This window comes from Nocardioides ochotonae, assembly GCF_011420305.2.
In the GTDB taxonomy this organism is placed as follows: domain Bacteria; phylum Actinomycetota; class Actinomycetes; order Propionibacteriales; family Nocardioidaceae; genus Nocardioides; species Nocardioides ochotonae.
Genome location: NZ_CP061769.1, coordinates 86,991 through 107,616, shown reverse-complemented (window position 1 = coordinate 107,616; position 20,626 = coordinate 86,991). Strand labels below are relative to the sequence as shown.

Genomic DNA, 20,626 nt, shown 5'->3' with positions numbered 1-20,626 from the left:
CGCTCAGCCGGCCGCCGCGAGCAGCGGCGAGAGGAACCCCGGAAGGTCCTCGAGGCCGTCGCAGTGCGCGAGCGGATGGACGATGACGGTGTCGGCCCCCGCGTCCCACAGCGCCTCGACCTCGGCCAGCGGGTGCGGCACGCCGGCGTCGACCGCCCGGACCTCCTGCGGCAGCAACGTGACCGCCCCGGTGACCGGCAGCGAAGCCGGGTCCCGACCGGCCTCGACGCAGGCCGCGCGCAGCCGGGCCACCCCGGCGGCGAAGTCCTCGACCGGCATCGGCGCCGGGGCCCAGCCCACGCCGAGCTCGGCGATGCGCGCCACGTTGCGCGGGCCCAGCCCGACACCGAAGGACAGCGGCAGCCGGTCGCCCTGCGGCGGCAGCGGCTGCGCGTGCAGGTCCCCGATCCCGGCCAGGACCGGGTGCGCGGCGGCGGGGGCGCCGCCCCACAGCGCCCGGCAGGCGCCGACCAGCTCGACCAGGGCCGAGGTGCGGCCCTCGAAGGTGGCCCCCGTGGCGGCGTACTCGGCCTGCTGCCAGCCGACGCCCAGCGCGACCTCCACCCGGCCGCCGGAGATCGCGTCGAGGGTGGCGAGCTGCTTGGCGAGAAGCGCCGCGGGCCGCAGCGGCGCGATCAGCACGTTGGTCCCCAGCCGCACCCGCTCGGTCACCGCGGCGACCGCCGCGAGGGCGGTCAGCGGCTCCAGCCAGCTCGCGGACAGCGGGTAGGGGAACCCGTCGCGCTCGCGGTGCGCCTGCGCCGACATCACCACGTGGTCGGGCAGCACCACCCGGTGCACGCCGAGCCGGTCGGCGATCCGCGCCGCCTCGAGGACCCCGTCGAAGGACCCCCCGGCGAGGTGCTCGATCGCCATCAGGTTGAGCGCGATGCGGCGCGGCCGCGGCTGCCGGCCAAGCGGCTCCGCAGCGGTCGGGGTGGCGGGGCTCATGGGGGGGGCTCCGTTCGTGGGCGGCGGACGTCGAGCAGGCGGTCGGTCAACCTAGCGGCGCCCGGCCCCGCCCGCCCGGGGCACTCCCACTCCCGGGGAGGGTGCCGCCGCCAGCCGCATGTAACGCGGGGTTATCGACGCTGCACACGTGGAGTACGGCGGTGGAAGCGTCCACAGCACGGTGGAAGATGCGCCGCCGGCCGGCCCCGGATCAGGGCCGGCCCTCCCCCACCCAGTCGTACAGCTCCAGGTAGCGCTCGTGCGCCGCCACGAGCGCCTCGCGGTCGCCGGTGGCCAGTAGGTCGAGCAGCAGGCCGCGGACGACGGCGAGGCCCAGGCGGGCGTCCACCGGCGCGTGCTCGGCGTCCCCGGTGGCCTCGGCGAACAGGGCGGTCAACGGCGCGAGCCACTCCTCGACGGCGTCCCGCGGGAGGGACGCGGCCGACCCGCGACCCTGGAGGCCGGCGGCGTACAGCTCGAAGAAGAGGCGCTCGTGCGGCGCCGCCGCCGGGTCGGACAGCTCGCGCCACAGCGCCCGTGCCGCCTCGGCCGGGTCGGGGTGCGTGTCGGCGAGGGCGACCCGCCGCGCCCGCTGCCGGGCCTCCACCTCCTCGACGACCGCGACCAGCAGCCCGTCCAGGGACCCGAAGTGGTAGATCACCATGCGGTGGCTGGTGCCGAGCGCCTCCGCCAGCCGGCGCAGCGTCCACCCTCCGCTCCCCTCGCGCGCCAGCAGCTCGACGGCGGCGGCGAGCAGCCGCTCCCGTGGACCCGCGGGCTCGGCGACCGCCGTCACCCGGCGTTCCGCGCGGCCGCCTCGCTCGCCCGGGCGAGTCCCGCGAGCTCCTGGTCGACGTAGCGGGCGGTCCGCCGCATGGTGAGCGCGCCGAGCAGCCACGCCAGCGGCCCGGCCTGCTCGACGGCCAGGGTCGCCTCGGTCCCGCCATCGGCGGTCGGCGCCAGCGCGTGATCGCCGTACGTCGTGACCCCGGCGCTACGGGCCCACCAGCGGAAGTGCTGCCCCGGGGTCAGCTGGTCGACGGTCCAGGTCATCACCGGCATCCCCGGCTGACGGATCTCCGCGGCGGTACCGATCGCGAGGCCGTCACCGGCCAGGATCCGCACCGAGCGCATGGACGGGGTCCACTGCGGCATCCGTTCGACGTCGCTGAGCACCTCCCAGACGGTCGCGACGGGTGCGTCGATGCGGGTGGTCGTGCGGTGCTGCGTGGTCATGACTTCCTCCAGGGTCAGGGACGGGCGGCGAGGCCGGCTTGCCAGCGCCGCTCCAGGCCGCGCAGGAGCGCGGGATAGACGATCAGGTAGCGCAGCGGCTTGATCGCGGCCAGGTAGCCGCGTCCGAGGAGTCCGTTGGGGCGCACCAGCACGGCCATCTGCCCCCGGCCACCGCCGGCCGGGTCGGGGACCCAGCCCAGGTGCAGCACCCCGTGGACGGTGCGGTTCGCGATCTCCAGCGCCCACTCCTCGCTCGTCTCGTACACCGGGGTGAACGGGACGTCCGGCAGTGACCGCCCGGGCGGGGCCTGCCGCAGGTCGTCGGGCAGCCGCTCGCGCAGCGAGGAGACCCGCTCCCCGATCCCTTCGTCGGGACGGTCCCAGCGCAGCAGCCGGCCGATGACCCAGCGCGCCTGCCACAGCAGCCCTACGACGGCCGGCGCGCGGTCGGGGAAGTCGTCGTCGACGAAGGCGTCGACCAGCGAGGCGAAGTCGGCGCGCGGGTCGCTGCTCTCGATGGCCCACACGTCCTCGACCTCGAAGTCCGAGGCGACGCCGTGGATGACCCACGGCCGCTCGTGGTGGGCGCTCACAGGAAGTCTCATGCCGGTCCGCCGATCAGGTCCGCCCCGTGCCGAGACCGGGCAGCACGCCGCGGTCTCCCTCGAACGTACCATTTGGTACACAGGCCGCAACCGAAGCGAAATGACGAAAGCCCCAGGTCGACCGACCTGGGGCTTTCGCGTGCTGTGCGCCTGTAGGGATTCGAACCCCAAACCTTCTGATCCGTAGTCAGATGCTCTATCCGTTGAGCTACAGGCGCCCGTCCTCGTTACCGAGCGACAGGAAGACAATAGCCGACGCCCTCGGCGAGCACGAAATCGGGCAGGCGCCTCGCTGTGCGACGATGACCACCGGGGGGTATGGAGCCGCAAGGAACCTGCCGAGGGGGAACGGATTGACCAGCTTCGGTCCGCAGCAGCGCGCGCTGCTCGAGGACGCCGCCGCCCAGCTGTACGACGCGGCGCTCGCACACGGGGGACTGCCCGCCGACGATCCCCGGATCTCAGCGACCGGCGCGCACCGCGCCGAGTTCGACCTCTTGGTCGACCTGGGCCTGCTTCGCCTGGACAGCCTCGACGAGGGTGACGCCCGCTGGGTCGCCCAGGACCCCGCCGACGGGCATGCCCAGGTGGTCTCGCCGCTGAGCCAGGAGGGCGCGCGCCTGCTCCAGGAGTCCGCCGAGTGGTCCCGCGCCTTCGCGGGGCTGACCCGGAGCTGGCGGCGAGCCCCGTCGAGCGTCGAACGCGGACCGTTCACCTACCTGCGCGAGGGGGCCATCGGCGCCTTCCTCACCGACCTGGTGAGCGAGTGCGAGCGGGAGATGCTCACCGCCCAGCCGCAGGCCGGGCGCGACCCGCAGGCGCTGGCCGCAGCGGCGCTGCGCGACACCGCGATGCTCGAGCGGGGCGCCCGCATGCGGACGCTCTACCAGCACAGCGCCCGGCGCAGTAGCGTCACGCGCCAGTACGTCGACGCCGTCACCCGGCGGGGTGCCGAGGTGCGGACCCTCGATGAGTTCTTCAACCGGATGATCGTGTGCGACCGCCGGGTGGCGGTCATCCCGGCCGGTGAGGACCTCTCGACCGCCGTCGTGGTCCGCGAGCCGGCGGTGGTGGCCTACCTCGTCGACATGTTCGAGCGCACCTGGGAGCGCGGGCACGCCTTCGGCAGCTCCGGCACCACGACCCTGGCCGGCATCGCCGAGGAGCAGCGGGCGATGACGATCCGGATGCTGATCGCGGGCCATCCCGACGCCGTGAGCGCGAAGCGGCTGGGCGTCAGCCCCCGCACGTACGCCGGCTACGTCGCCGACCTCAAGGACGAGCACGACGCCCAGACCCGCTTCCAGCTCGGCTATCGGATGGGGCGCGAGGCGGCCGGCGCCCGCCCCGAGAGCGAGCAACCGGGCAGCGAGGGGCGGGTCGATCCGACCCACTGAGCCCAGGCGGAGCCCCGGCTCCTGGACATGCCACGAAGGCGGCGACCCGGGAGGGGGTCGCCGCCTTCGCGCGGGGCGGACCGGGCCGCGTGGGGAGCGGCAGCGGAGGGGCCGATGTCCGGTGGGGGGGTCGAACAGGTCCCGGTTTCCCGCCCTGACGGGTGCCGCCTCAGCGACCTCCGCCCGGGGCGACGCGGCACAGGCCGCCACAGCCCCAGCTGGTGTCTGCCTGTGCGGCAGGTGCGGTCACGGCGAGCAGGCCGGTGGAGAGGCCGGCGGCGGCCAGGGTGAGGGCGATCGTGCGGGCAACCTTCATCGGGGACCTCGTCTGCGTTCGGGGGGATCTTCTCGGGGGGGCGCGGGCGAGGCCCGCGCGATCAGTGTGGAGCGCGAACGCGAGACCGCAGGTCCGCAGCACTGCCTCAAGAACCTGCATTGCACGATGATGCAGCCCAGCGGGCTGTGCTGGACCGGGGCTGGACCCGCCCGGACTGGACCGGACCCCGGGGGGCGAAATGGCGATCGGCCCCTCCCGGAACGGAAGGGGCCGACCAGCTGCGGAGGCGGAGGGATTTGAACCCTCGATGGGGTTTTAGCCCCAAACCCGCTTAGCAGGCGGGCGCCATAGACCGGACTAGGCGACGCCTCCCCGACAGCGGCCACAGGCTACCCGCCCCGAGCCCGCCACGACCAATCAGGCCGTCCACCGGCGCCCGCGGCACAGATCCTGGGCGCCCGCTCAGGTGAGCGGCCGGTGCCCCTGGCCCCGCTGCAGGTGCCCGCGCAGCTCCTGGACGAACGCCTCGCGGTCGACCGCGAGGGCGCCGACGGGGATGGTCGTCGTACGACCGTCGCGCAGGCGCAGCACCACGCACGGCAGGCCGCGCGGGCTCGCGGCGACGGCGTCCTGCACCTCGCGCCAGCCGGCCTCGGGGGCGCCCGCGCCACGGATCAGCCGCACCCGGTAGCCCTGCTCGTCGCAGCGCAGCACGTAGGCGCGCTTCCACAGCCACCAGCCCGTCACCGCGAGCACGAGTGCCCCGGCGAGCAGGACCCCCAGCAGCACGCCCGCCGGCAGGTCGAGGAGGGCCACGAGCACGGTGACCAGGAAGATCAGGACCGCCAGGGCGACCACCCCGAGGCCGACGAGGCGGGCGACCAGCGCCCGGTTCATCCGGTAGTACGTCGGGGACTGGTCGGCGGGCGCGGTCATGGCCCCGATTGTCCCTCCCCCGCGCCCCGCCCCGCCAATCCGCCTAGACTCACCTCGCGCGGTCCCGCGGGACCCGCATGGAGGGGTGCCGGAGTGGCCGATCGGAACCGCCTTGAAAGCGGTCGTGGGGAGACCCACCGCGGGTTCGAATCCCGCCCCCTCTGCCACAGCCCACGAGCCCCGAGCGGGCTCAGCGCAGCTGCACCAGCACGTCGCCCTCCTGGACGACGTCGCCGGGCGCGACCTTCACCGCGACCACGGTGCCGGGCGCCTCGACGAGGACCGGGATCTCCATCTTCATCGACTCCAGGAGCACCACGGTGCCGCCGGCGTCGATCCGGTCGCCTGCCGAGACGTTCACGGTGAGCACGTTGGCCACCATCTCGGCGACGATCTCGGTGAGCTGTTCGCGTGCCATGACCGCGAACCTAGCCGTTACTTCCGGGTACTCCCGCACTCACAGCAGGGGGCTGGTCCGGGCGGGCTCGGGGCGGCCCGCCAGCGCCTCCTCGGCACGTCGGGCACGGCTGCCGCGGGGACCGGTGAGGGCCAGGTCGGCGCGGATCACCAGGTAGCCGATCAGCAGCCCGACGAGGAGTCCGTAGACCACCGACAGGCCCGCCTCCAGCAGGCTCGTGGCCGGGTTCATCAACACGTTCGCCACCGGCACCGTGGCCGCGACGCCGAACGCGCAGACCCACCAGCCCTGCCGGCGCCGGGCGCGCATGTGGCAGCCCCAGGCCAGGGCGGGGATGCCGAGGATCGTCATCAGCGGGCGCGGGAACGCGCCGAGGTTCTCGCGGCTCCAGCGCACCCCGTCCAGCAGCGTCTCGACCAGGCCGGTGGCGCCGTAGCGGCGCAGCAGCTCGGCGTACACGAGCGTCACGGCGAGCGCCACGGCCCCGATCGCGACGGTGGCGGCGCCGCGCCGCCCCAGGCCGTGCAGGCCGGCGCCGAGGCGGTAGACGAACGCGAACGCGCCGCCGAGGGCCAGCGCGAGGGTGACGTAGTCGAAGCGCAGCAGGGTGATCGAGGGCTCGAACGCGACGGCGGCGAACGCCCCGACGGATGCCACCAGCACCGCATAGGTGCACTCGCGCGCCGCCTCGACGAAGCGTCGGGTGGGCGTCGTGATCATCACGCCGAGGACGGCGGTGACCACGGAGGTCAGGACGGCCGCGCCGGTGCGCAGGTAGTTCTCGTCGAGGACCAGCACCACCAGGCCGATGACCAGCGTGAGCGTGCCGAACACGATCGGTCGCCCGCCGGTGCGCGCCGCGAGCGCCCAGGTGTACGCCGTGGCGACGACCACCGCGCCGATCTCGCCGAGGATCCCCGGCCCGACCGGGACCGTGCCGGCGATCAGCAGGGCCAGGCCGCTGAGGACCGCGACCGCCCAGACGCCCACCGGGAGCCGGGTGTCGCCCACGGTGGTGTCGATCGCCGTGTCCAACGCGGTGCCGACGGTGCCCTCCGAGGTCCGGGGCCGGCGGCCGCGGCCGCGCTCGGTGGCACCGGGTCCGGAGCGGCGCCACCGCACCGGGCGGGGCTCGGCACGGCGGCGGGGAGCGGCTCGGGACATAGGAGTGAAGATTACAGTCGGCGGTTGGCCAGGGACGGGTTGGTACGCCGCGCCTCCTCGAGCACCGCGCGCTCCAGGGTGGCGGCCACGATCGCCGCCTCCTCCCCCGCGTCGACGAGCACGTCGCCCAGCGGGTCGACGATCGTCGAGTGGCCGCTGTAGCGCGGGCCGGGCTGGCCGGCGGCGGCCACGAAGACGGTGTTCTCGATCGCGCGGGCGCGCAGCAGGGTGCGCCAGTGGTCGACCTTGCGCGGGCCGGCGACCCAGGCGGCCGGGACCACGAGCACCTCGGCGCCGGCGTCGACCAGCGCCCGGGCGAGCTCGGGGAAGCGCAGGTCGTAGCAGGTCATCAGCCCGACGCCCCAGCCGTCGATGTCGACCACGCAGGGGGTGAGCGGCCCCGCGGTGAGCCGGTCGGACTCGCGGTAGCCGAAGGAGTCGTAGAGGTGGATCTTGCGGTACTCCGCGCGGGCCGCGCCCCGCAGCACGAGGGTGTTGAACGGCCTGGCCGGGTCCTCGCCGGTCTCGAACATGCCGGCGACCACGGTGGTGCCGTGCTCGCCGGCCGCCTTGTCGAGGGCCGTCGCGAACGGCCCGTCGAGCGGCTCCGCGGCCCCGCTCACGTCGGAGCCGGGCTTCCCGAAGTCGCGCGCGTAGGCCTCCGGCAGCACCACCAGGTCGACCGGGCCGCCCTCGGCGGCATCGGCGGCGCGGCCGACGAGCTCGCCGAGCCGGGCGCGGTTGACGTCGGCGTCCGGGGCGGATGCCTCTTGGACGAGGGCGAGGCGCAAGGTGCTGGTCACGCCTCCAGCGTGCCACCCGCGCCGAGGATGTCGCCGTGGACGCCGGTGGGAGACTGACGCCGTGCCCCGCTCCGTGCCCGACCTGTGCGGCGTACTCCTCGCCGGCGGCCGGGGCACCCGCCTGGGCGGCGTCGAGAAGGCGACCCTCGAGGTCCACGGGCGCACGCTGCTCGACCGCGGCCTCGACGCGCTGGGCGCCGCGGCACCGGTCGTGGTCGTCGGCGACCCGGTGGCCACCACCCGGCCGGTGCGGTTCTGCCGGGAGCAGCCGGCGTACGGCGGCCCGGTGGCGGCGCTGCTCGCCGGGCTCGACGCGCTGGCCGGGGAGGGCGAGCTGCCGGCGTACGTCGCGGTCCTCGCCGTGGACATGCCGGCGGTCACCGCCGCCACCGTCGCCCGGCTGCGGGCCGCCGCGACCGGGCGGGACGGCGCCCGGCTGGTCGACGGGACCGGTCGCGGGCACCTGGCGCTGGTGCTCGCCACCGCCGCGCTCCGCGGCGTACGACCGCCCGGCGACGGCGCGCACGGGATGGCGCTGCACCGGCTGCTGGGTCCCCTCGACCTCGCAGGCGTCCCCGCCGTCGACGGCGAGCACCACGACGTCGACACCTGGGCCGACCTGCCACCGGAGTGAGTCGGGGTGAGCCGGGGTGGGCCGGTGCCGGGTTGCGGGCTCCGCGGTCGGCGGCGAAGGTGGGGGCGTGAACCTGCACGACTGGATCGATGAGCTGGCCGACGCCCTCGACCTCGACGACGCCGAGATCGACGAGGGCCTGGTGCTCGACCTGGCGCGCGTCGTCGCGCACAGCGTGGAGCGCCCGGCGGCCCCCGTGACGGCGTACCTGCTGGGTCTGGCCGCGGGCAGCCAGGGCGCCGACCCGGCGGGCGTGGAGGCGCTCGCCGCCCGCGCCCAGCTGCTCGCCGAGAACTGGGAGCGCCCGGCCGGAGCAAAGGATCCCGACGACGTCGACGACCCGGTCCCCGACGACAGTGCGGTCGACCACGTCGGCGAGACCTTCGAGGTCTGAGCTGAGCCGCAGTCCCTAAGGTGGGGCCATGCGTGCTGTGGTGGCTGAGCGGAATGGTGGTCCCGAGGTCCTGTCGGTCGGGGAGGTTCCCGACCCCGTCGCGGGCCCCGGCGAGGTGCTGGTCGAGGTCGTCGCGACGGCCGTGAACCGCGCCGACACCCTCCAGCGGCAGGGGTTCTACCCGCCGCCGCCCGGCGCCTCCGACATCATCGGCCTGGAGTGCAGCGGCCGCGTGGCCGCGCTCGGCGAGGGTGTCGAGGGCTGGCAGGTCGGCGACGAGGTGTGCGCGCTGCTCGCCGGCGGCGGGTACGCCGAGCTGGTCGCCGTACCGGCCGGGCAGCTGATGCCGGTGCCCGCCGGCATCGACCTGGTGACCGCGGCGGCGCTACCCGAGGTCGCGTGCACGGTGTGGTCCAACCTGTTCATGGTCGCCGGGCTCACCGCGGGCGAGACCGTCCTGGTGCACGGCGGCGCGGGCGGCATCGGCACCTTCGCCATCCAGCTCGCCCACCAGCTCGGGTCGCGGGTGATCACCACCGGTGGCACCCCCGACAAGCTCGGCCTGTGCGGCTCCCTGGGCGCCGACGTGACGATCAACTACCGCGAGCAGGACTTCGTCGAGGTCGTGCGCGAGCAGACCGACGGGCACGGCGTCGACGTCATCTTGGACAACATGGGCGCCAAGTACCTCGACCGCAACCTCTCGGCGCTCGCGAACGAGGGCCGGCTGGTGATCATCGGCATGCAGGGCGGCACCAAGGGCGAGCTCGACATCGCCAAGCTGCTCAACAAGCGCGCCGCAGTCATCGCCACCTCGCTGCGCTCGCGCCCCGCCGCCGACAAGGCCGCCATCTGCGCCGCCGTCGTCGAGCACGTCTGGCCGCTCGTCGCCGACGGCCTCGTCCGCCCGATCGTGCACGAGGTGATGTCGCTCAAGGACGTCGCCGCCGCCCACACCGTCATGGCCGAGGGCACCCACACCGGCAAGATCCTGCTCACCGTCTGACCCCGCCCCACCGTTGAGTCGAGCCTTCTGAGCGTTGAGTCGAGCCTTTCGGACAGTTGAGTCGAGGGTTTCGTCCACGGCGCCACCACAAGCGCCGACTCGCGCCACCATTGGCCCCGACTCGCGCCACCACAAGGACCGACTCGCGGAGGCCTGTGTGGCGCCTCACCCCCGGGTCGCTAGCGTGGATGCATGAGCGAGCAGCGCAGCCCCGGCGAGCAGGACCAGCAGATCGTCGTCATCGGCCCCGACGGGCAGCCGATGGCCGTCCCGGTGTCCGCGGTCGCGCCGCAGGACGACGCGGGAACCGACGCCAAGGGCGAGGAGGACCGGGGCGAGCGCGCCCTGACCGAGCTCGTCGAGCAGCCCGCCAAGGTGATGCGGATCGGCAGCATGATCCGCCAGCTCCTCGAGGAGGTGAAGGCGGCTCCTCTCGACGAGGCCAGCCGCAACCGCCTCAAGGAGATCCACCGCTCCTCGATCGCCGAGCTCGAGCAGGGCTTGGCCCCCGAGCTCGTCGAGGAGCTCGAGCGGCTCACGCTGCCGTTCTCCGAGGACGCGACGCCCAGCGAGAGTGAGCTGCGGATCGCCCAGGCCCAGCTGGTCGGCTGGCTCGAGGGGCTCTTCCACGGCATCCAGACCGCGATCTACGCCCAGCAGATGGCCGCGCGGGCGCAGTTCGAGCAGATCCGCCGCGCCCTGCCCGCCGGCATGGTCGCCCAGCCCGGCGGCGTACCGGGGCAGCCCGGCCAGGCCGGTCAGGCCGGCGCGGCTGCGGCCGCCGCGGACGCCGAGCAGCGCTCCGGCGGTATGGGCGGCATGTACCTCTGAGCCCCTGAGTCCCTGACTTTCTGAGCCGCGGTGGCCTATACGCCGGCCCTCAGGCCCGGCGGCCCGCCCAGCGGGCGAGCACCAGGCCGAGCAGGCCGACGAGGACCATCGCCAGCCCCGGCGCGGCGGTGCGGGTGAAGTCGGCCGGGGCGTCGGCGCCGACCGGCTCGATGACCGCCTCGACCTCGCCCTGGTCGATGGTCGGCGGGGAGCCCTCGCCGTACATCCCCTGGACGGCACGCACCAGCGCGGCACGAGCGGGGGCCGTGCCGCCGCAGCCGGGCGCGGTCACCTGGTCGCCGTCGAGACGGGCGAAGAAGACGTACTCGGTGCCGGGCGTCAGCCGGCCGAGGCCGCACGGGTCCTCGCTGCGCGGGTCGGTCGCGACCTCGAGTGCGGACTCGGTCAGGGTGCCCTTGTAGACGACCTCGACGGCCACGTCCTGCACCCACGAGCGGCCGCGGGAGTCGGCCTCCTCGACGGTTCCGGTGAAGACGTAGCGCGCGGCCCGCGCGTCGGCCTCCGTGTCGGTGGGCCCGCACGAGCAGGCGGCCGAGGCCGGAGCAGCGGCCCCCACGAGACCGGCCAGGGTGGCCAGCGGAACGGCGAGCAGGACCAGCAGCACCGCGAGCAGGGCTGCCGGCCGGCGCAGGGCCGGGGCGGGAGTCAGGCTGCGGGACACGGCGTCATTCGACCAGATCACAGACCGAACACACCAGCCAGCACCCGCGCGACGCCGTCGTCGTCGTTGCGCGGGGCGACGCCGCGGGCCGCGGCGGTGACGCTCGGGTGCGCGTCGGCCATGGCGTACGACGTGCCGGCCCAGGTCAGCATCGGCAGGTCGTTGGGCATGTCGCCGAACGCCACGACCTCCTCGGCGCCGATCCCCAGCCGGCCGGCGAGCAGTTCGAGGGTGGAGGCCTTGGTGACGCCGGGTGCGCTGATCTCGAGCAGCGAGGTCGCGGAGGACCAGGTGATCACCAGCCGCCCGCCCAGCGCCTGCTCGGCGGCGTCCCAGAACTCCTGCGGCGCCAGCTCCTCGTGCCGCGCCAGCAGCTTGAGCGCGGGCCGGTCGAAGAGCTCCTCCACGGGGGCGCGGCGCGAGCCCTCGGGCATCGGGTAGCGCTCCATGAAGTGCGGCTCCAGGCCGATCCCCTCGACGTCCTCGACGGCGTACGTCGTGCCGGGCACCGCCGTGCGCAGCAGCTGCGCGGAGGTCAGGCCCAGCTCCGGCTCGATGGCCCGCTCGAGGTCGACCGCGCCGCGCGCGACGTCCCAGACCAGGGCACCGTTGGAGATGATCGCCAGCCCGTGGCGACCCACGTGCTCGAAGACGTCCTCCGCCCACCGCAGCGGGCGCCCGGTCACGAACACGACCGGGACGTCGCGGCGATCGAGCTCCAGGAGCACGTCACGGGTGTAGTCGGAGATGGTGCCGTCCGAGCGCACCAGGGTGCCGTCGAGGTCGGTGGCGACCAGGCGCGGCAGGCGGGCGGGCTGGTCGGACGGGTGGTCCGCCGGCGGGGGCACGGGGCGCTGGGTGGTCATCGCAGCGGCCGCACCATGACGAGCTCGCCGTCCTCGTTGGCCCCGCGCAGCTCGGTGAAGCCGCAGGCCGCGAGCACCTTGATGCTGGCCTTGTTGTCGGGTTCGACGCTGGCCCGCACGCGTACGCCGACCCGGTCGCACTCGGTCATCAGCGCGCCGAGCGCCTCGGTCATGAAGCCCCAGCCGCGGGCCTCGGCGACCAGCCCGTAGCCGACCTCGGCCTCGAGGACGCCGTCGGCCGCCGGCTCCGGAGGCCCGTAGAAGCCGATCGAGCCGAGCACGGTCACGCCGCGTACGACGCTGCGCGAGCTCCAGGGGTCATCCGCGCGCCACACGCTGGCGGCGTCGACGTCGTCGCGCCGCGGGAAGTCGGCGTGCCAGCCGGGTCGCCGGCCGCCGCCGCGGATCGCCGCGACGTCGTCGGCCGTCCACAGGGGCAGCGAGAGACGCGCGGTCGTGACCAGCACCGGGAGCGCGCTCACGCGGGGAACCAGCGGCCGATCTCGAGCGCCGCTCCGTCGTCGTACACGCTCTCGGCGACGTCGTCGGCGACGTCGATGACCGGCTGGATCGCCTGGCCCATCGCCACCCCGCGCCCGGCCCACTGCAGCATCTCGATGTCGTTGCGCCCGTCGCCGATCGCGAGTACGTCGGCGGCCTCGAGGCCCAGCACCCGGGCGACGTGCTCGAGGCCGGAGGCCTTCGAGACGCCCACCGGCGCGAGGTCCAGCCACGCGGTCCAGCCCACGACGTAGTTGGTGCCGTGCAGGCCGAGGCCCTCGGCGAGCTCGACGAACTCCTCGGCGGTGGCGTCGGGGTCGCGGATGATCACACGGCTGACCGGCCCGGCCACGAGGTCCTCGAGGTCGGTGACGATCATCTCGCCGGACAGCTCGCCCTCGGGGAAGTGCTTGGTCACCCGGTAGCCGAAGCCGCGCTCCTCGACCGCGACCCGTGCGTGCGGGTGGCGCTCCAGGATGGCCGCGACCGCCGGCCTGGCGTCGAAGGTCTCCTCGTGGACCACCTCGAGCGGCGGGTAGCGGAACACCACCGCGCCGTTGGAGGCCACCACCCAGAGCCGGTCGCGCTCCTCGCCGTGCAGCTCCAGCATGTCGGCGATGCCGGTCATGCCGTGCGGGGAGCGCCCGCTGGCCAGCACGACGTGCGCACCGCCCGCGAGCGCGCGGTGCACCGCGGCGTGGACGGCCGGCGAGATCTCCTCGTGCGTCGCGCCGAGGCCCTCGATCCACTTCAGCAGCGTGCCGTCGATGTCGAGCGCGACCATCTTGGGGACCCAGTCGCTGGGCACGGGGGGCTTGCCCTCGCGGTGCATCGACGTCACTGGGCCACCGGCTTCAGCACCTCGAGCCCACCCAGGTAGGGCCGCAGCGCCTCGGGCACGCGCACCGACCCGTCGGCCTGCTGGTGGTTCTCCAGCAGCGCGACGATGGTGCGGGTGACCGCGCACAGGGTCCCGTTGAGGGTGGCCAGCGGACGGGTCTCGGTGCCCGAGCCCGAGGTCGCCGCGAAGCGGGCGCGGATGTCGAGGCGGCGCGACTGGAACTCGGTGCAGTTCGAGGTCGAGGTCAGCTCGCGGTACTTGGCCTGGGTCGGGATCCACGCCTCGCAGTCGAACTTGCGGATCGCGGAGAGCCCGAGGTCGCCGGCGGCCACGTCGATGACCTGGAAGGGCAGCTCGAGCTTGCCGAGGAACTCCTTCTCCCACTCCAGCAGCCGCAGGTGCTCGGCCTCCGCGTCGGCGGGGTCGGCGTAGACGAACATCTCGACCTTGTCGAACCAGTGCACCCGGAAGATGCCGCGGGTGTCCTTGCCGTGCGAGCCGGCCTCCTTGCGATAGCACGGGCTGAACGCGGCGTACCGGCGCGGCAGCGAGGCGCCGTCGAGGATCTCGTCGGAGTGGTACGCCGCCATCGGCACCTCCGAGGTGCCGACGAGGTAGAGGTCCTCGCCCTCGATGCGGTAGACGTCGTCGGCCGCCTGGCCGAGGAAGCCGGTGCCGTCCATGGCGCGCGGCCGGACCAGCGCCGGCGGGATCACCTCGGTGAACCCGGCCTCGGCGGCCTGGTCGAGGGCCATCGCGACGAGCGCGCGCTCGAGGCGGGCGCCGATGCCGGTGAGGAAGTAGAACCGCGAGCCGGAGACCTTGGCACCGCGCTCCACGTCGATGGCGCCGAGCAGGCGGCCCAGCTCGAGGTGGTCGCGGGGCTCGAAGCCCTCGGCGGCGAAGTCACGGGGGGTCCCGAGGGTCTCCAGCACGACGAAGTCGTCCTCACCGCCCGCGGGCGCCGCCTCGGCGGCGAGGTTGGGCAGCGAGTGGATGGCGTCGTTCCACGTCTCCTCGGCGACCTTCTGTGCCGCCTCGGCCTCCTTCACCTCCGCCGCCAGGGCCTTGGTGCGGGCCAGCAGCTCGGCCTTCTCCTCGCCGGTGGCCTTCGCGACCTGCTTGCCGAGGCTTTTCTGCTCGGCGCGCTTGGCCTCGAAGGTCGTGATCGCGGCACGGCGGGCGGTGTCGGCACGCAGCGCGACGTCCACGATCTCGTCGGACAGACCCCGCTTCGCCTGGGCAGCGCGCACACGGTCGGGTTCGTCTCGCAGGATGCGTGGATCGATCATGCGGCAAGGTTATCGGGGCACCGTCGTCCACCTCACCCGCATTCTCTCCTGGCGCGTCCCTGGCACCTCCGCGGCTGGCCGGCCCGGTCATACTGACCCGGTGCTGGATCGTCCTCGCCTGGTCCACCTGACCTGGGCCCTCCTCTGTGTCGCCGTCTTCTCCGGCATCGCCCTCGCCGCCGTCCAGGGGTGGGGGCCGGTGGCCGCGCTCGACGACCGCGGCGACCCCGCGCAGGACTGGGCAGTGGAGACGTCGTGGCTGCGGGTCCCGTTGCGGGTGGTCGAGGTGGCCTTCGGCACGATCGGCATGACGATCCTCACGGCGGTGCTCGCCGCCACGATGTTCCTCAAGGGCCACCGGCGCGCGGCGTACTTCACGGTCTTCGTGATGGTCCTGACCTCGGTGGCCACGACGCTGATCAAGCTGACCGTGGGGCGCGAGCGCCCGGAGTGGCAGCTCACCGACGACCTGCTGACCACCAACTCCTTCCCCTCCGGGCACGCCTCCTCGGTCGCGGCGCTCGCCGGTGTCTCGTTCGTGCTGGTCACGATGCTGGTACGCCGGCGCGGCGTGCGCCGCCTCGTCGGTACGGCGCTGGTCGCGCTGGTCGTCGTGGTCTGCCTCGACCGGGTGCTGCTGGGCCGCCACTTCCCGACCGACGTCGTCGGCGGCACCGTGCTGGGCCTGGCCTGCGTGCTGATCGGGCTCGCCGTGGTCAACCCGCTGCCGCGCAGCACCGCCGCCAGCATCGAGCCGCTCCCGGAGGTCTTCGCCTCGACCCGCTCGCTGCACGTGATCCTCAACCCGATCAAGGTCGAGGACGTCGGGCAGTTCAAGCACGTGGTCAGCACGATGGCGGCCGAGGCCGGCTGGTCCACGCCGGTGTGGCACCACACCACCGTCGAGGACCCGGGCGCCGGCATGGCCGACGCGGCAGCGGTCGGCGGCGCCGACCTGGTGCTGGTCTGCGGCGGCGACGGCACGGTGCGCGAGGTCTGCGCCGAGCTCGCCGGCACCGGGATCCCGGTCGGGATCATCCCGGCCGGCACCGGGAACCTGCTGGCCCGCAACCTGGGCATCCCGCTCTACATCCGCTCCGCGATCGACGTCGGCCTCAACGGCCAGGACCGGGCCATCGACATGGTCGAGGTCGGCGGTGACGGCATCGAGGACACCCACTTCATGGTGATGGCCGGGATGGGCTTCGACGCGGCGATCATGGCCGGGGTCAACGAGGACCTGAAGAAGCGGGTCGGCTGGATCGCCTACGTCGTGTCGGGCGCCAAGTCGCTGATGTTCCCCGCCGTCCGGGTCGAGATCTCCGTCGACGGCGGCGAGTTCACCCGGCACCGCGCCCGCACGGTGGTCGTCGGCAACGTCGGCTTCCTCCAGGCCGGGATGCCGCTGCTGCCCGATGCCGTCATCGACGACGGCCTCCTCGACGTGGTGATCCTGCACCCCAAGAACTTCGCGGGCTGGCTGCCGCTGGCCTGGCGGGTGCTGGCCAAGCGCCGCCACACCGACGAGCTGGTGGACCGCAAGACCGGCGCGTCGGTGGTCATCCGGGCCGCGGTCGACACTCCGCGGCAGCTCGACGGCGACTCGATCGGCGCGGGTCGCGAGCTGCGGATGCAGTGCGTGCACGGGCGGCTGCTGGTGCGCGTGCCGCGCTGATCGGGCGTTCGTCCACAGAAGCCTTCGACTCGCCGGACAGGCGGCGCCCCGCTGGGGCAGGGTGGGCGCGCTGCCCCCATCCCGCTGTCCCGTCCCGCGACCGAAGGCCTGAGATGACGTCCTACCTGATCGCCACCCTCGTCGCCGCGGTCGTCGCGGTCGGGTTGGGCTACCTCGCCCACGAGGCCCGCGGGGCCCGCCAGCGGCTGCGCGGCACCGAGACCTCCACGACCGCCACGCTCACGGCGCTGGCCGGCGCCGCGAGCGCCGCCGCCGGCAGCCGCAGCTACGCCGAGCGGGTCGAGCTGAGCGGCGTGGCCGCCCCCGGACCGCAGGGGCTGCTCACCTCGGAGATCTCCGGGACCCCGTGCGTGTGGCACCACCACAAGGTCAGCCGGCGCTACGAGGAGCGGCGCCGTACCAGCGGCGGCGAGCACCGCACGCAGACCCGCACCGAGGTGGTGACCGAGAACCGCAGCCGCGAGCCCTTCGTGCTGCGCGACGAGCACGGCGAGGTCCTCGTGGTGCCGGAGACCGCGGTGGACCGCCCGCGCAAGGTGCGCAACGAGTTCCGCCCCGAGACCGGGCGCGGCGGCCCGTCGATCACCATCGGCTCGCTCTCGCTGGCCATGCCGGCCAGCCGGGAGACGCTCGGCTACGAGTACGAGGAGTGGGTCCTGACCCCGGGCACCCCGCTGTTCGTGCAGGGCGAGGCGACCGACCGCGACGGCCGCCTCGCGGTCCGCGACTCCCCGTCGGCGCCGCTGGTGATCTCCACTCGCTCGGAGGCCGAGCTGCAGGCCGCGCACACCCGCCGAGCGCTGCTCTGCGCCGGCGGCTCCGGCCTCGCCGCGGTGGCGGCCGTCGTGATGCTGATCCTCGGCCTCCTCGCCTGACCACGTCGCCGAGTCGGGGCTTGTGGTTGCCCGAGTCGGTGCTCGTGGCGTGCGGCGGTACGCCGCGGCGTACGAGCTCTCGACTCAACGCGTCAGAGGTCTCGACTCGACGGGCACAAGTCTCGATTCAACGGGAGCGGTCAGCGCTGAGGGCGGGCGTGCTCGATGGCTTCGGACTCCTCGGGGGAGAGCTGCTGCTCGCAGCGCCAGGCGGTGACCGACTTGGCGTAGGTGCGGGCCTCGGCGCGGCCGTGGATCGAGGTCAGCACGACGCCGTGGCCGGAGTCGTCGAGCAGCGCGAGCGACCAGGAGAGGTGCCCGCCCATGTCGCCGAAGGCGTCGTAGCGCACCACCGCGAGGTGGCGCAGCGCGTCTCGGGTCTCGGCGCGCAGCGCGGCGACCTCCTGGCGCAGCCCGTGGACGTCCTCGGGCAGTGCCTCCTCCGAGGGCCGTTGACCGGAGGTCTGTCCGCGGCGCAGCGAGACGACGGCGAGAGCCAAGGCGGCGAGGGCGACGAGCAGCGAGATGACGGCGAGGAGGACCACGGGCCAAACCCTAGGCTGTGCGGGTGACCGATCCTCGACGCATCGCCTACCAGGGCGAGCCCGGCTCCAACTCGCACGCCGTCTGCGCGCAGCACTACCCCGACTGGGACACGGTCCCGTGTGCCTCGTTCGAGGACGTGTTCGCCGCGGTCGCGTCCGGGGACGCCGAGCTGGCGATGATCCCGATCGACAACTCGATCGCCGGGCGGGTGGCCGACATCCACCACTTCCTGCCCGAGTCGGGGCTCTACATCATCGCCGAGCACTTCCTGCGGATCCGCTTCCACCTGATGGCGCTGCCCGGCACCTCCCTGGACCAGGTCCGCACCGTGCACAGCCACGTGCACGCGCTCGGCCAGTGCCGCAAGATCATCCGCGAGCACGGCCTGACCCCGGTGATCTCGGGTGACACCGCCGGCGCCGCCCGCGAGATCGTCGAGGCCGGCGACCCGACCCAGGCCGCGATCTCGCCGCCGATGGCCGCCCCGATCTACGGCCTCGACGTGCTCGCCGAGGACATCGAGGACGAGGACCACAACACCACCCGCTTCGTGGTGCTCTCCCCCGACTTCGTGCGCGCCCCGGCCGGCAACGGGCCGGTCGTCACCAGCTTCGTCTTCAACGTCCGCAACATCCCCGCCGCGCTCTACAAGGCGCTCGGCGGGTTCGCCACCAACGGCGTGAACATGACCAAGCTGGAGAGCTACATGGTCGGCGGGCAGTTCACCGCCACGCAGTTCCTCTGCGAGGTCGACGGCCACCCCGACGAGCCCGGCCTCAAGCGCGCGCTCGAGGAGCTGGAGTTCTTCACCACCGACGTCCGCGTGCTCGGTGTCTATCCCGCGGACCCGTTCCGCGCCTGACACCCGCGCCTGACACCGGTGCCCGCGACCGGGCGGTGACTAGGGTCGCCGCATGGCAGCCACGGCAGCGCACCCCGAGGACCCGGCATCCCGCGCGACCCGCGCCCCGCACGGCGCCGACAGCGAGGTCGGGCGGTTGCGCACGGTCGTGCTGCACCGGCCCGGCCCCGAGCTCCAGCGGCTCACCCCGCGCAACAACGACCGACTGCTCTTCGACGGCATCCCGTGGGTGGGCCGCGCGCAGGAGGAGCACGACGCCTTCGCCGAGGCACTGCGAAGCCGCGGGGTCGAGGTCCTGCACCTCACCACGCTGCTGACCGAGGCGCTGGCCGGCGAGGAGGCCCGCCACCGCGCGATCACCACCGCGCTCGACGGGCGGCACCTCGGCGACACGCTGCGCGCCCACCTTGCGGCGTACCTGCGCGACGCCTCACCCGCCGAGCTCACCGCGCACCTCACCGCCGGCATCCGCAACGACGAGGTGCGCGGGGGCTTCGGGCTGGTCACCAGCCTGCTGGCCCACGACGACTTCCTCATCGACCCGCTGCCCAACCTGCTGTTCACCCGCGACTCCAGCGTGTGGGTGCGCGACCGGGTCGCGGTGACCTCGCTGGCGATGCCGGCCCGGGCGCGGGAGACCCAGCTCACCGAGCTCGTCTACACCCACCACCCGCGCTTCGCGGGCACGCAGACGGTGCACGGCTGGCAGCACGAGCACGTCGAGGGCGGCGACGTGCTGCTGCTCGCGCCGGGCGTGATCGCCGTCGGCGTCGGCGAGCGTACGACGCCGGCCGGCGTCGAGCGGTTCGCCCGCCAGGTCTTCCACGCCCGACTGGCCACCACCGTGCTCGCGGTGCCGATCGCCCAGGAACGGGCCACCATGCACCTGGACACCGTCTGCACGATGGTCGACGTCGACAAGATCGTGATGTACCCCAACATCGCCGACTCGCTGCGCGCCCACGCGGTCACCCTCGCCGAGCCCGCCGAGCACGAGGCGGACCTGGTGCTGCACGTCGCGCCGGCCGAGCCGTTCATGGTCGCCGCGGCGAAGGCGATGGGGATCGACACCCTGCACCGCATCGACACCGGCCTGGACCCGGTCACCGCGGAGCGCGAGCAGTGGGACGACGGCAACAACACCCTCGCCATCGCGCCCCGGGTCGCGGTCGCCTACGAGCGCAACGTCGTCACCAACGACCGTCTCGAGGCGGCCGGCATCGAGGTGGTCCGCATCGCCGGGTCCGAGCTCGGCTCCGGTCGCGGCGGCCCGCGCTGCATGAGCTGCCCGGTCGCCCGCGACCCGCTCCCGACCGACTGAGCGGTTCACGGTTCGGTACGCACCCTGGACACCCGCGCCCGGCTCCGCGAGGATCCGGCGCGGGGAGGCACGCCGTACGACCGCACCGGAAGGTTCGCATGACTGCCACGTTCTTCGACGCGTTCACGCCCCACGAGGTGGCCCGGATCAGCGCCGCCGGGACCCACCTCACGCTCCCCGCCGGCTGGTCGCCGATCTGGGAGCAGACCCCGGCCGACAAGGCCTACATCCTGCTCGCCGGCACGGTCTCGGTACGCCGCCAGGGCGAGGAGATCGCCCGGCTCGGCCCCGGCGACATCGTCGGGGAGAGCGCGATCGTCGGGCACCAGCTGCGCTCGGCCACGGTCGTGGCGCTGACGCCGCTGGAGCTGATCCACCTGACCACCGAGGCGGTGCAGCAGCTGCGCAGGGACCTGCCGAGGTTCCGCGACGAGATCGACGCCGTGGCGGCCGCGCGGCTGCGATGAGCGACCCCGTCCCGGCTGACCTCGC

25 protein-coding genes and 3 tRNA genes are annotated in these 20,626 nt (G+C 74.0%); 11 read left to right on the top strand and 17 right to left on the bottom strand.

What is annotated here, in order from left to right; all coding sequences use genetic code 11:
* Nucleotides 1-3 precede the first annotated feature (3 nt).
* From HBO46_RS00565 to HBO46_RS00545, 5 genes are all read right to left on the bottom strand, one after another.
* Entirely contained in the window at nt 4-951 is a 948-nt protein-coding gene (locus HBO46_RS00565) for a TIGR03619 family F420-dependent LLM class oxidoreductase (RefSeq protein WP_166135436.1), read from the bottom strand.
* Between the two features lie 211 nt (nt 952-1,162).
* Nucleotides 1,163-1,747: a TetR/AcrR family transcriptional regulator gene (locus HBO46_RS00560; RefSeq protein WP_166135434.1), complete on the bottom strand. Its 585-nt coding sequence runs from the start codon at nt 1,745-1,747 to the stop codon at nt 1,163-1,165.
* A complete protein-coding gene (locus tag HBO46_RS00555; RefSeq protein WP_166135431.1) occupies nt 1,744-2,187 on the bottom strand; it encodes an SRPBCC family protein in 444 nt (147 codons plus the stop codon). The genes HBO46_RS00560 and HBO46_RS00555 overlap by 4 nt, the downstream gene beginning before the upstream one ends.
* Nucleotides 2,188-2,201: 14 nt before the next feature.
* Nucleotides 2,202-2,780 (bottom strand): DUF2867 domain-containing protein, encoded by a 579-nt coding sequence (locus HBO46_RS00550; protein WP_224769298.1) that lies wholly within the window; start codon nt 2,778-2,780, stop codon nt 2,202-2,204.
* 157 nt (nt 2,781-2,937) lie between these two features.
* Nucleotides 2,938-3,010, bottom strand: a tRNA-Arg gene (locus HBO46_RS00545).
* A gap of 135 nt (nt 3,011-3,145) precedes the next feature.
* Between HBO46_RS00545 and HBO46_RS00540 the strand changes: the two genes are divergently transcribed.
* A complete protein-coding gene (locus HBO46_RS00540; RefSeq protein ID WP_166135425.1) occupies nt 3,146-4,189 on the top strand; it encodes a phospholipase D-like domain-containing protein in 1,044 nt (347 codons plus the stop codon).
* A gap of 169 nt (nt 4,190-4,358) precedes the next feature.
* Here the strand turns inward: HBO46_RS00540 and HBO46_RS00535 are convergent, their stop codons facing one another.
* The 3 genes from HBO46_RS00535 to HBO46_RS00525 all read right to left on the bottom strand — a co-directional run bounded on the left by HBO46_RS00535 (nt 4,359) and on the right by HBO46_RS00525 (nt 5,402).
* The gene (locus HBO46_RS00535; RefSeq protein WP_166135422.1) at nt 4,359-4,505 is read right to left on the bottom strand and encodes a hypothetical protein; all 147 of its coding nucleotides are present in this window, start codon (nt 4,503-4,505) and stop codon (nt 4,359-4,361) included.
* 242 nt (nt 4,506-4,747) lie between these two features.
* Nucleotides 4,748-4,838, bottom strand: a tRNA-Ser gene (locus tag HBO46_RS00530).
* A 90-nt stretch (nt 4,839-4,928) separates the two neighbouring features.
* Nucleotides 4,929-5,402, bottom strand: a complete 474-nt coding sequence (locus tag HBO46_RS00525) for a hypothetical protein (RefSeq protein WP_166135419.1) — start codon at nt 5,400-5,402, stop codon at nt 4,929-4,931.
* Between the two features lie 79 nt (nt 5,403-5,481).
* Here HBO46_RS00525 and HBO46_RS00520 point away from each other — a divergent pair.
* A tRNA-Ser gene (locus HBO46_RS00520) sits at nt 5,482-5,569 on the top strand.
* 23 nt (nt 5,570-5,592) lie between these two features.
* Here HBO46_RS00520 and HBO46_RS00515 read toward each other — a convergent pair.
* The 3 genes from HBO46_RS00515 to HBO46_RS00505 are packed head-to-tail and all read right to left on the bottom strand — an operon-like array spanning nt 5,593 to nt 7,787.
* The gene (locus tag HBO46_RS00515; protein WP_153321561.1) at nt 5,593-5,820 is read right to left on the bottom strand and encodes a biotin/lipoyl-binding carrier protein; all 228 of its coding nucleotides are present in this window, start codon (nt 5,818-5,820) and stop codon (nt 5,593-5,595) included.
* A gap of 39 nt (nt 5,821-5,859) precedes the next feature.
* Nucleotides 5,860-6,984: a hypothetical protein gene (locus HBO46_RS00510; RefSeq protein WP_166135416.1), complete on the bottom strand. Its 1,125-nt coding sequence runs from the start codon at nt 6,982-6,984 to the stop codon at nt 5,860-5,862.
* Between the two features lie 11 nt (nt 6,985-6,995).
* On the bottom strand, nt 6,996-7,787 hold the full coding sequence (locus tag HBO46_RS00505) for a carbon-nitrogen hydrolase family protein (RefSeq protein ID WP_166135413.1): 792 nt from the start codon (nt 7,785-7,787) through the stop codon (nt 6,996-6,998).
* A gap of 61 nt (nt 7,788-7,848) precedes the next feature.
* Between HBO46_RS00505 and mobA the strand changes: the two genes are divergently transcribed.
* From mobA to HBO46_RS00485, 4 genes are all read left to right on the top strand, one after another.
* Nucleotides 7,849-8,421 (top strand): molybdenum cofactor guanylyltransferase, encoded by a 573-nt coding sequence (mobA, locus tag HBO46_RS00500; protein ID WP_191480183.1) that lies wholly within the window; start codon nt 7,849-7,851, stop codon nt 8,419-8,421.
* A 67-nt stretch (nt 8,422-8,488) separates the two neighbouring features.
* Nucleotides 8,489-8,815: a DUF6457 domain-containing protein gene (locus HBO46_RS00495; RefSeq protein ID WP_191480182.1), complete on the top strand. Its 327-nt coding sequence runs from the start codon at nt 8,489-8,491 to the stop codon at nt 8,813-8,815.
* A 28-nt stretch (nt 8,816-8,843) separates the two neighbouring features.
* The gene (locus HBO46_RS00490) at nt 8,844-9,821 is read left to right on the top strand and encodes an NAD(P)H-quinone oxidoreductase (RefSeq protein WP_166135410.1); all 978 of its coding nucleotides are present in this window, start codon (nt 8,844-8,846) and stop codon (nt 9,819-9,821) included.
* 192 nt (nt 9,822-10,013) lie between these two features.
* The gene (locus HBO46_RS00485; RefSeq protein ID WP_166135407.1) at nt 10,014-10,652 is read left to right on the top strand and encodes a bacterial proteasome activator family protein; all 639 of its coding nucleotides are present in this window, start codon (nt 10,014-10,016) and stop codon (nt 10,650-10,652) included.
* Between the two features lie 49 nt (nt 10,653-10,701).
* Here the strand turns inward: HBO46_RS00485 and HBO46_RS00480 are convergent, their stop codons facing one another.
* From HBO46_RS00480 to serS, 5 genes are read right to left on the bottom strand one after another with little or no spacing between them, the layout of a single operon-like run.
* On the bottom strand, nt 10,702-11,334 hold the full coding sequence (locus HBO46_RS00480; RefSeq protein ID WP_166135404.1) for a hypothetical protein: 633 nt from the start codon (nt 11,332-11,334) through the stop codon (nt 10,702-10,704).
* A 17-nt stretch (nt 11,335-11,351) separates the two neighbouring features.
* The gene (locus HBO46_RS00475; protein WP_166135401.1) at nt 11,352-12,200 is read right to left on the bottom strand and encodes a Cof-type HAD-IIB family hydrolase; all 849 of its coding nucleotides are present in this window, start codon (nt 12,198-12,200) and stop codon (nt 11,352-11,354) included.
* On the bottom strand, nt 12,197-12,682 hold the full coding sequence (locus tag HBO46_RS00470) for a GNAT family N-acetyltransferase (RefSeq protein WP_166135398.1): 486 nt from the start codon (nt 12,680-12,682) through the stop codon (nt 12,197-12,199). The genes HBO46_RS00475 and HBO46_RS00470 overlap by 4 nt, the downstream gene beginning before the upstream one ends.
* Nucleotides 12,679-13,485 (bottom strand): HAD family hydrolase, encoded by an 807-nt coding sequence (locus HBO46_RS00465; protein ID WP_166136293.1) that lies wholly within the window; start codon nt 13,483-13,485, stop codon nt 12,679-12,681. The genes HBO46_RS00470 and HBO46_RS00465 overlap by 4 nt, the downstream gene beginning before the upstream one ends.
* Before the next feature lie 53 nt (nt 13,486-13,538).
* Nucleotides 13,539-14,834, bottom strand: a complete 1,296-nt coding sequence (gene serS / locus HBO46_RS00460) for a serine--tRNA ligase (RefSeq protein ID WP_166135396.1) — start codon at nt 14,832-14,834, stop codon at nt 13,539-13,541.
* Nucleotides 14,835-14,934: 100 nt separating this feature from the next.
* On the opposite strand from serS, the gene HBO46_RS00455 reads away from it, so the two are divergent.
* Both HBO46_RS00455 and HBO46_RS00450 read left to right on the top strand, forming a co-directional pair.
* Complete coding sequence (locus HBO46_RS00455) at nt 14,935-16,509, top strand: diacylglycerol kinase family protein (RefSeq protein ID WP_224769297.1); 1,575 nt, start codon at nt 14,935-14,937, stop codon at nt 16,507-16,509.
* Nucleotides 16,510-16,622: 113 nt separating this feature from the next.
* A complete protein-coding gene (locus tag HBO46_RS00450; protein WP_166135390.1) occupies nt 16,623-17,405 on the top strand; it encodes a GIDE domain-containing protein in 783 nt (260 codons plus the stop codon).
* 140 nt (nt 17,406-17,545) lie between these two features.
* Here the strand turns inward: HBO46_RS00450 and HBO46_RS00445 are convergent, their stop codons facing one another.
* Entirely contained in the window at nt 17,546-17,950 is a 405-nt protein-coding gene (locus HBO46_RS00445; RefSeq protein ID WP_166135387.1) for a DUF4446 family protein, read from the bottom strand.
* Between the two features lie 23 nt (nt 17,951-17,973).
* Here HBO46_RS00445 and HBO46_RS00440 point away from each other — a divergent pair, with 23 nt between their 5' ends.
* The 3 genes from HBO46_RS00440 (at nt 17,974) to HBO46_RS00430 (ending at nt 20,601) form a co-directional block, all read left to right on the top strand.
* Nucleotides 17,974-18,813, top strand: coding sequence for a prephenate dehydratase (locus tag HBO46_RS00440; RefSeq protein WP_166135384.1), 840 nt, complete (start codon nt 17,974-17,976; stop codon nt 18,811-18,813).
* A gap of 52 nt (nt 18,814-18,865) precedes the next feature.
* A complete protein-coding gene (locus HBO46_RS00435) occupies nt 18,866-20,134 on the top strand; it encodes an arginine deiminase (RefSeq protein WP_166135381.1) in 1,269 nt (422 codons plus the stop codon).
* A gap of 98 nt (nt 20,135-20,232) precedes the next feature.
* The gene (locus HBO46_RS00430; RefSeq protein WP_166135378.1) at nt 20,233-20,601 is read left to right on the top strand and encodes a Crp/Fnr family transcriptional regulator; all 369 of its coding nucleotides are present in this window, start codon (nt 20,233-20,235) and stop codon (nt 20,599-20,601) included.
* Nucleotides 20,602-20,626 lie beyond the last annotated feature (25 nt).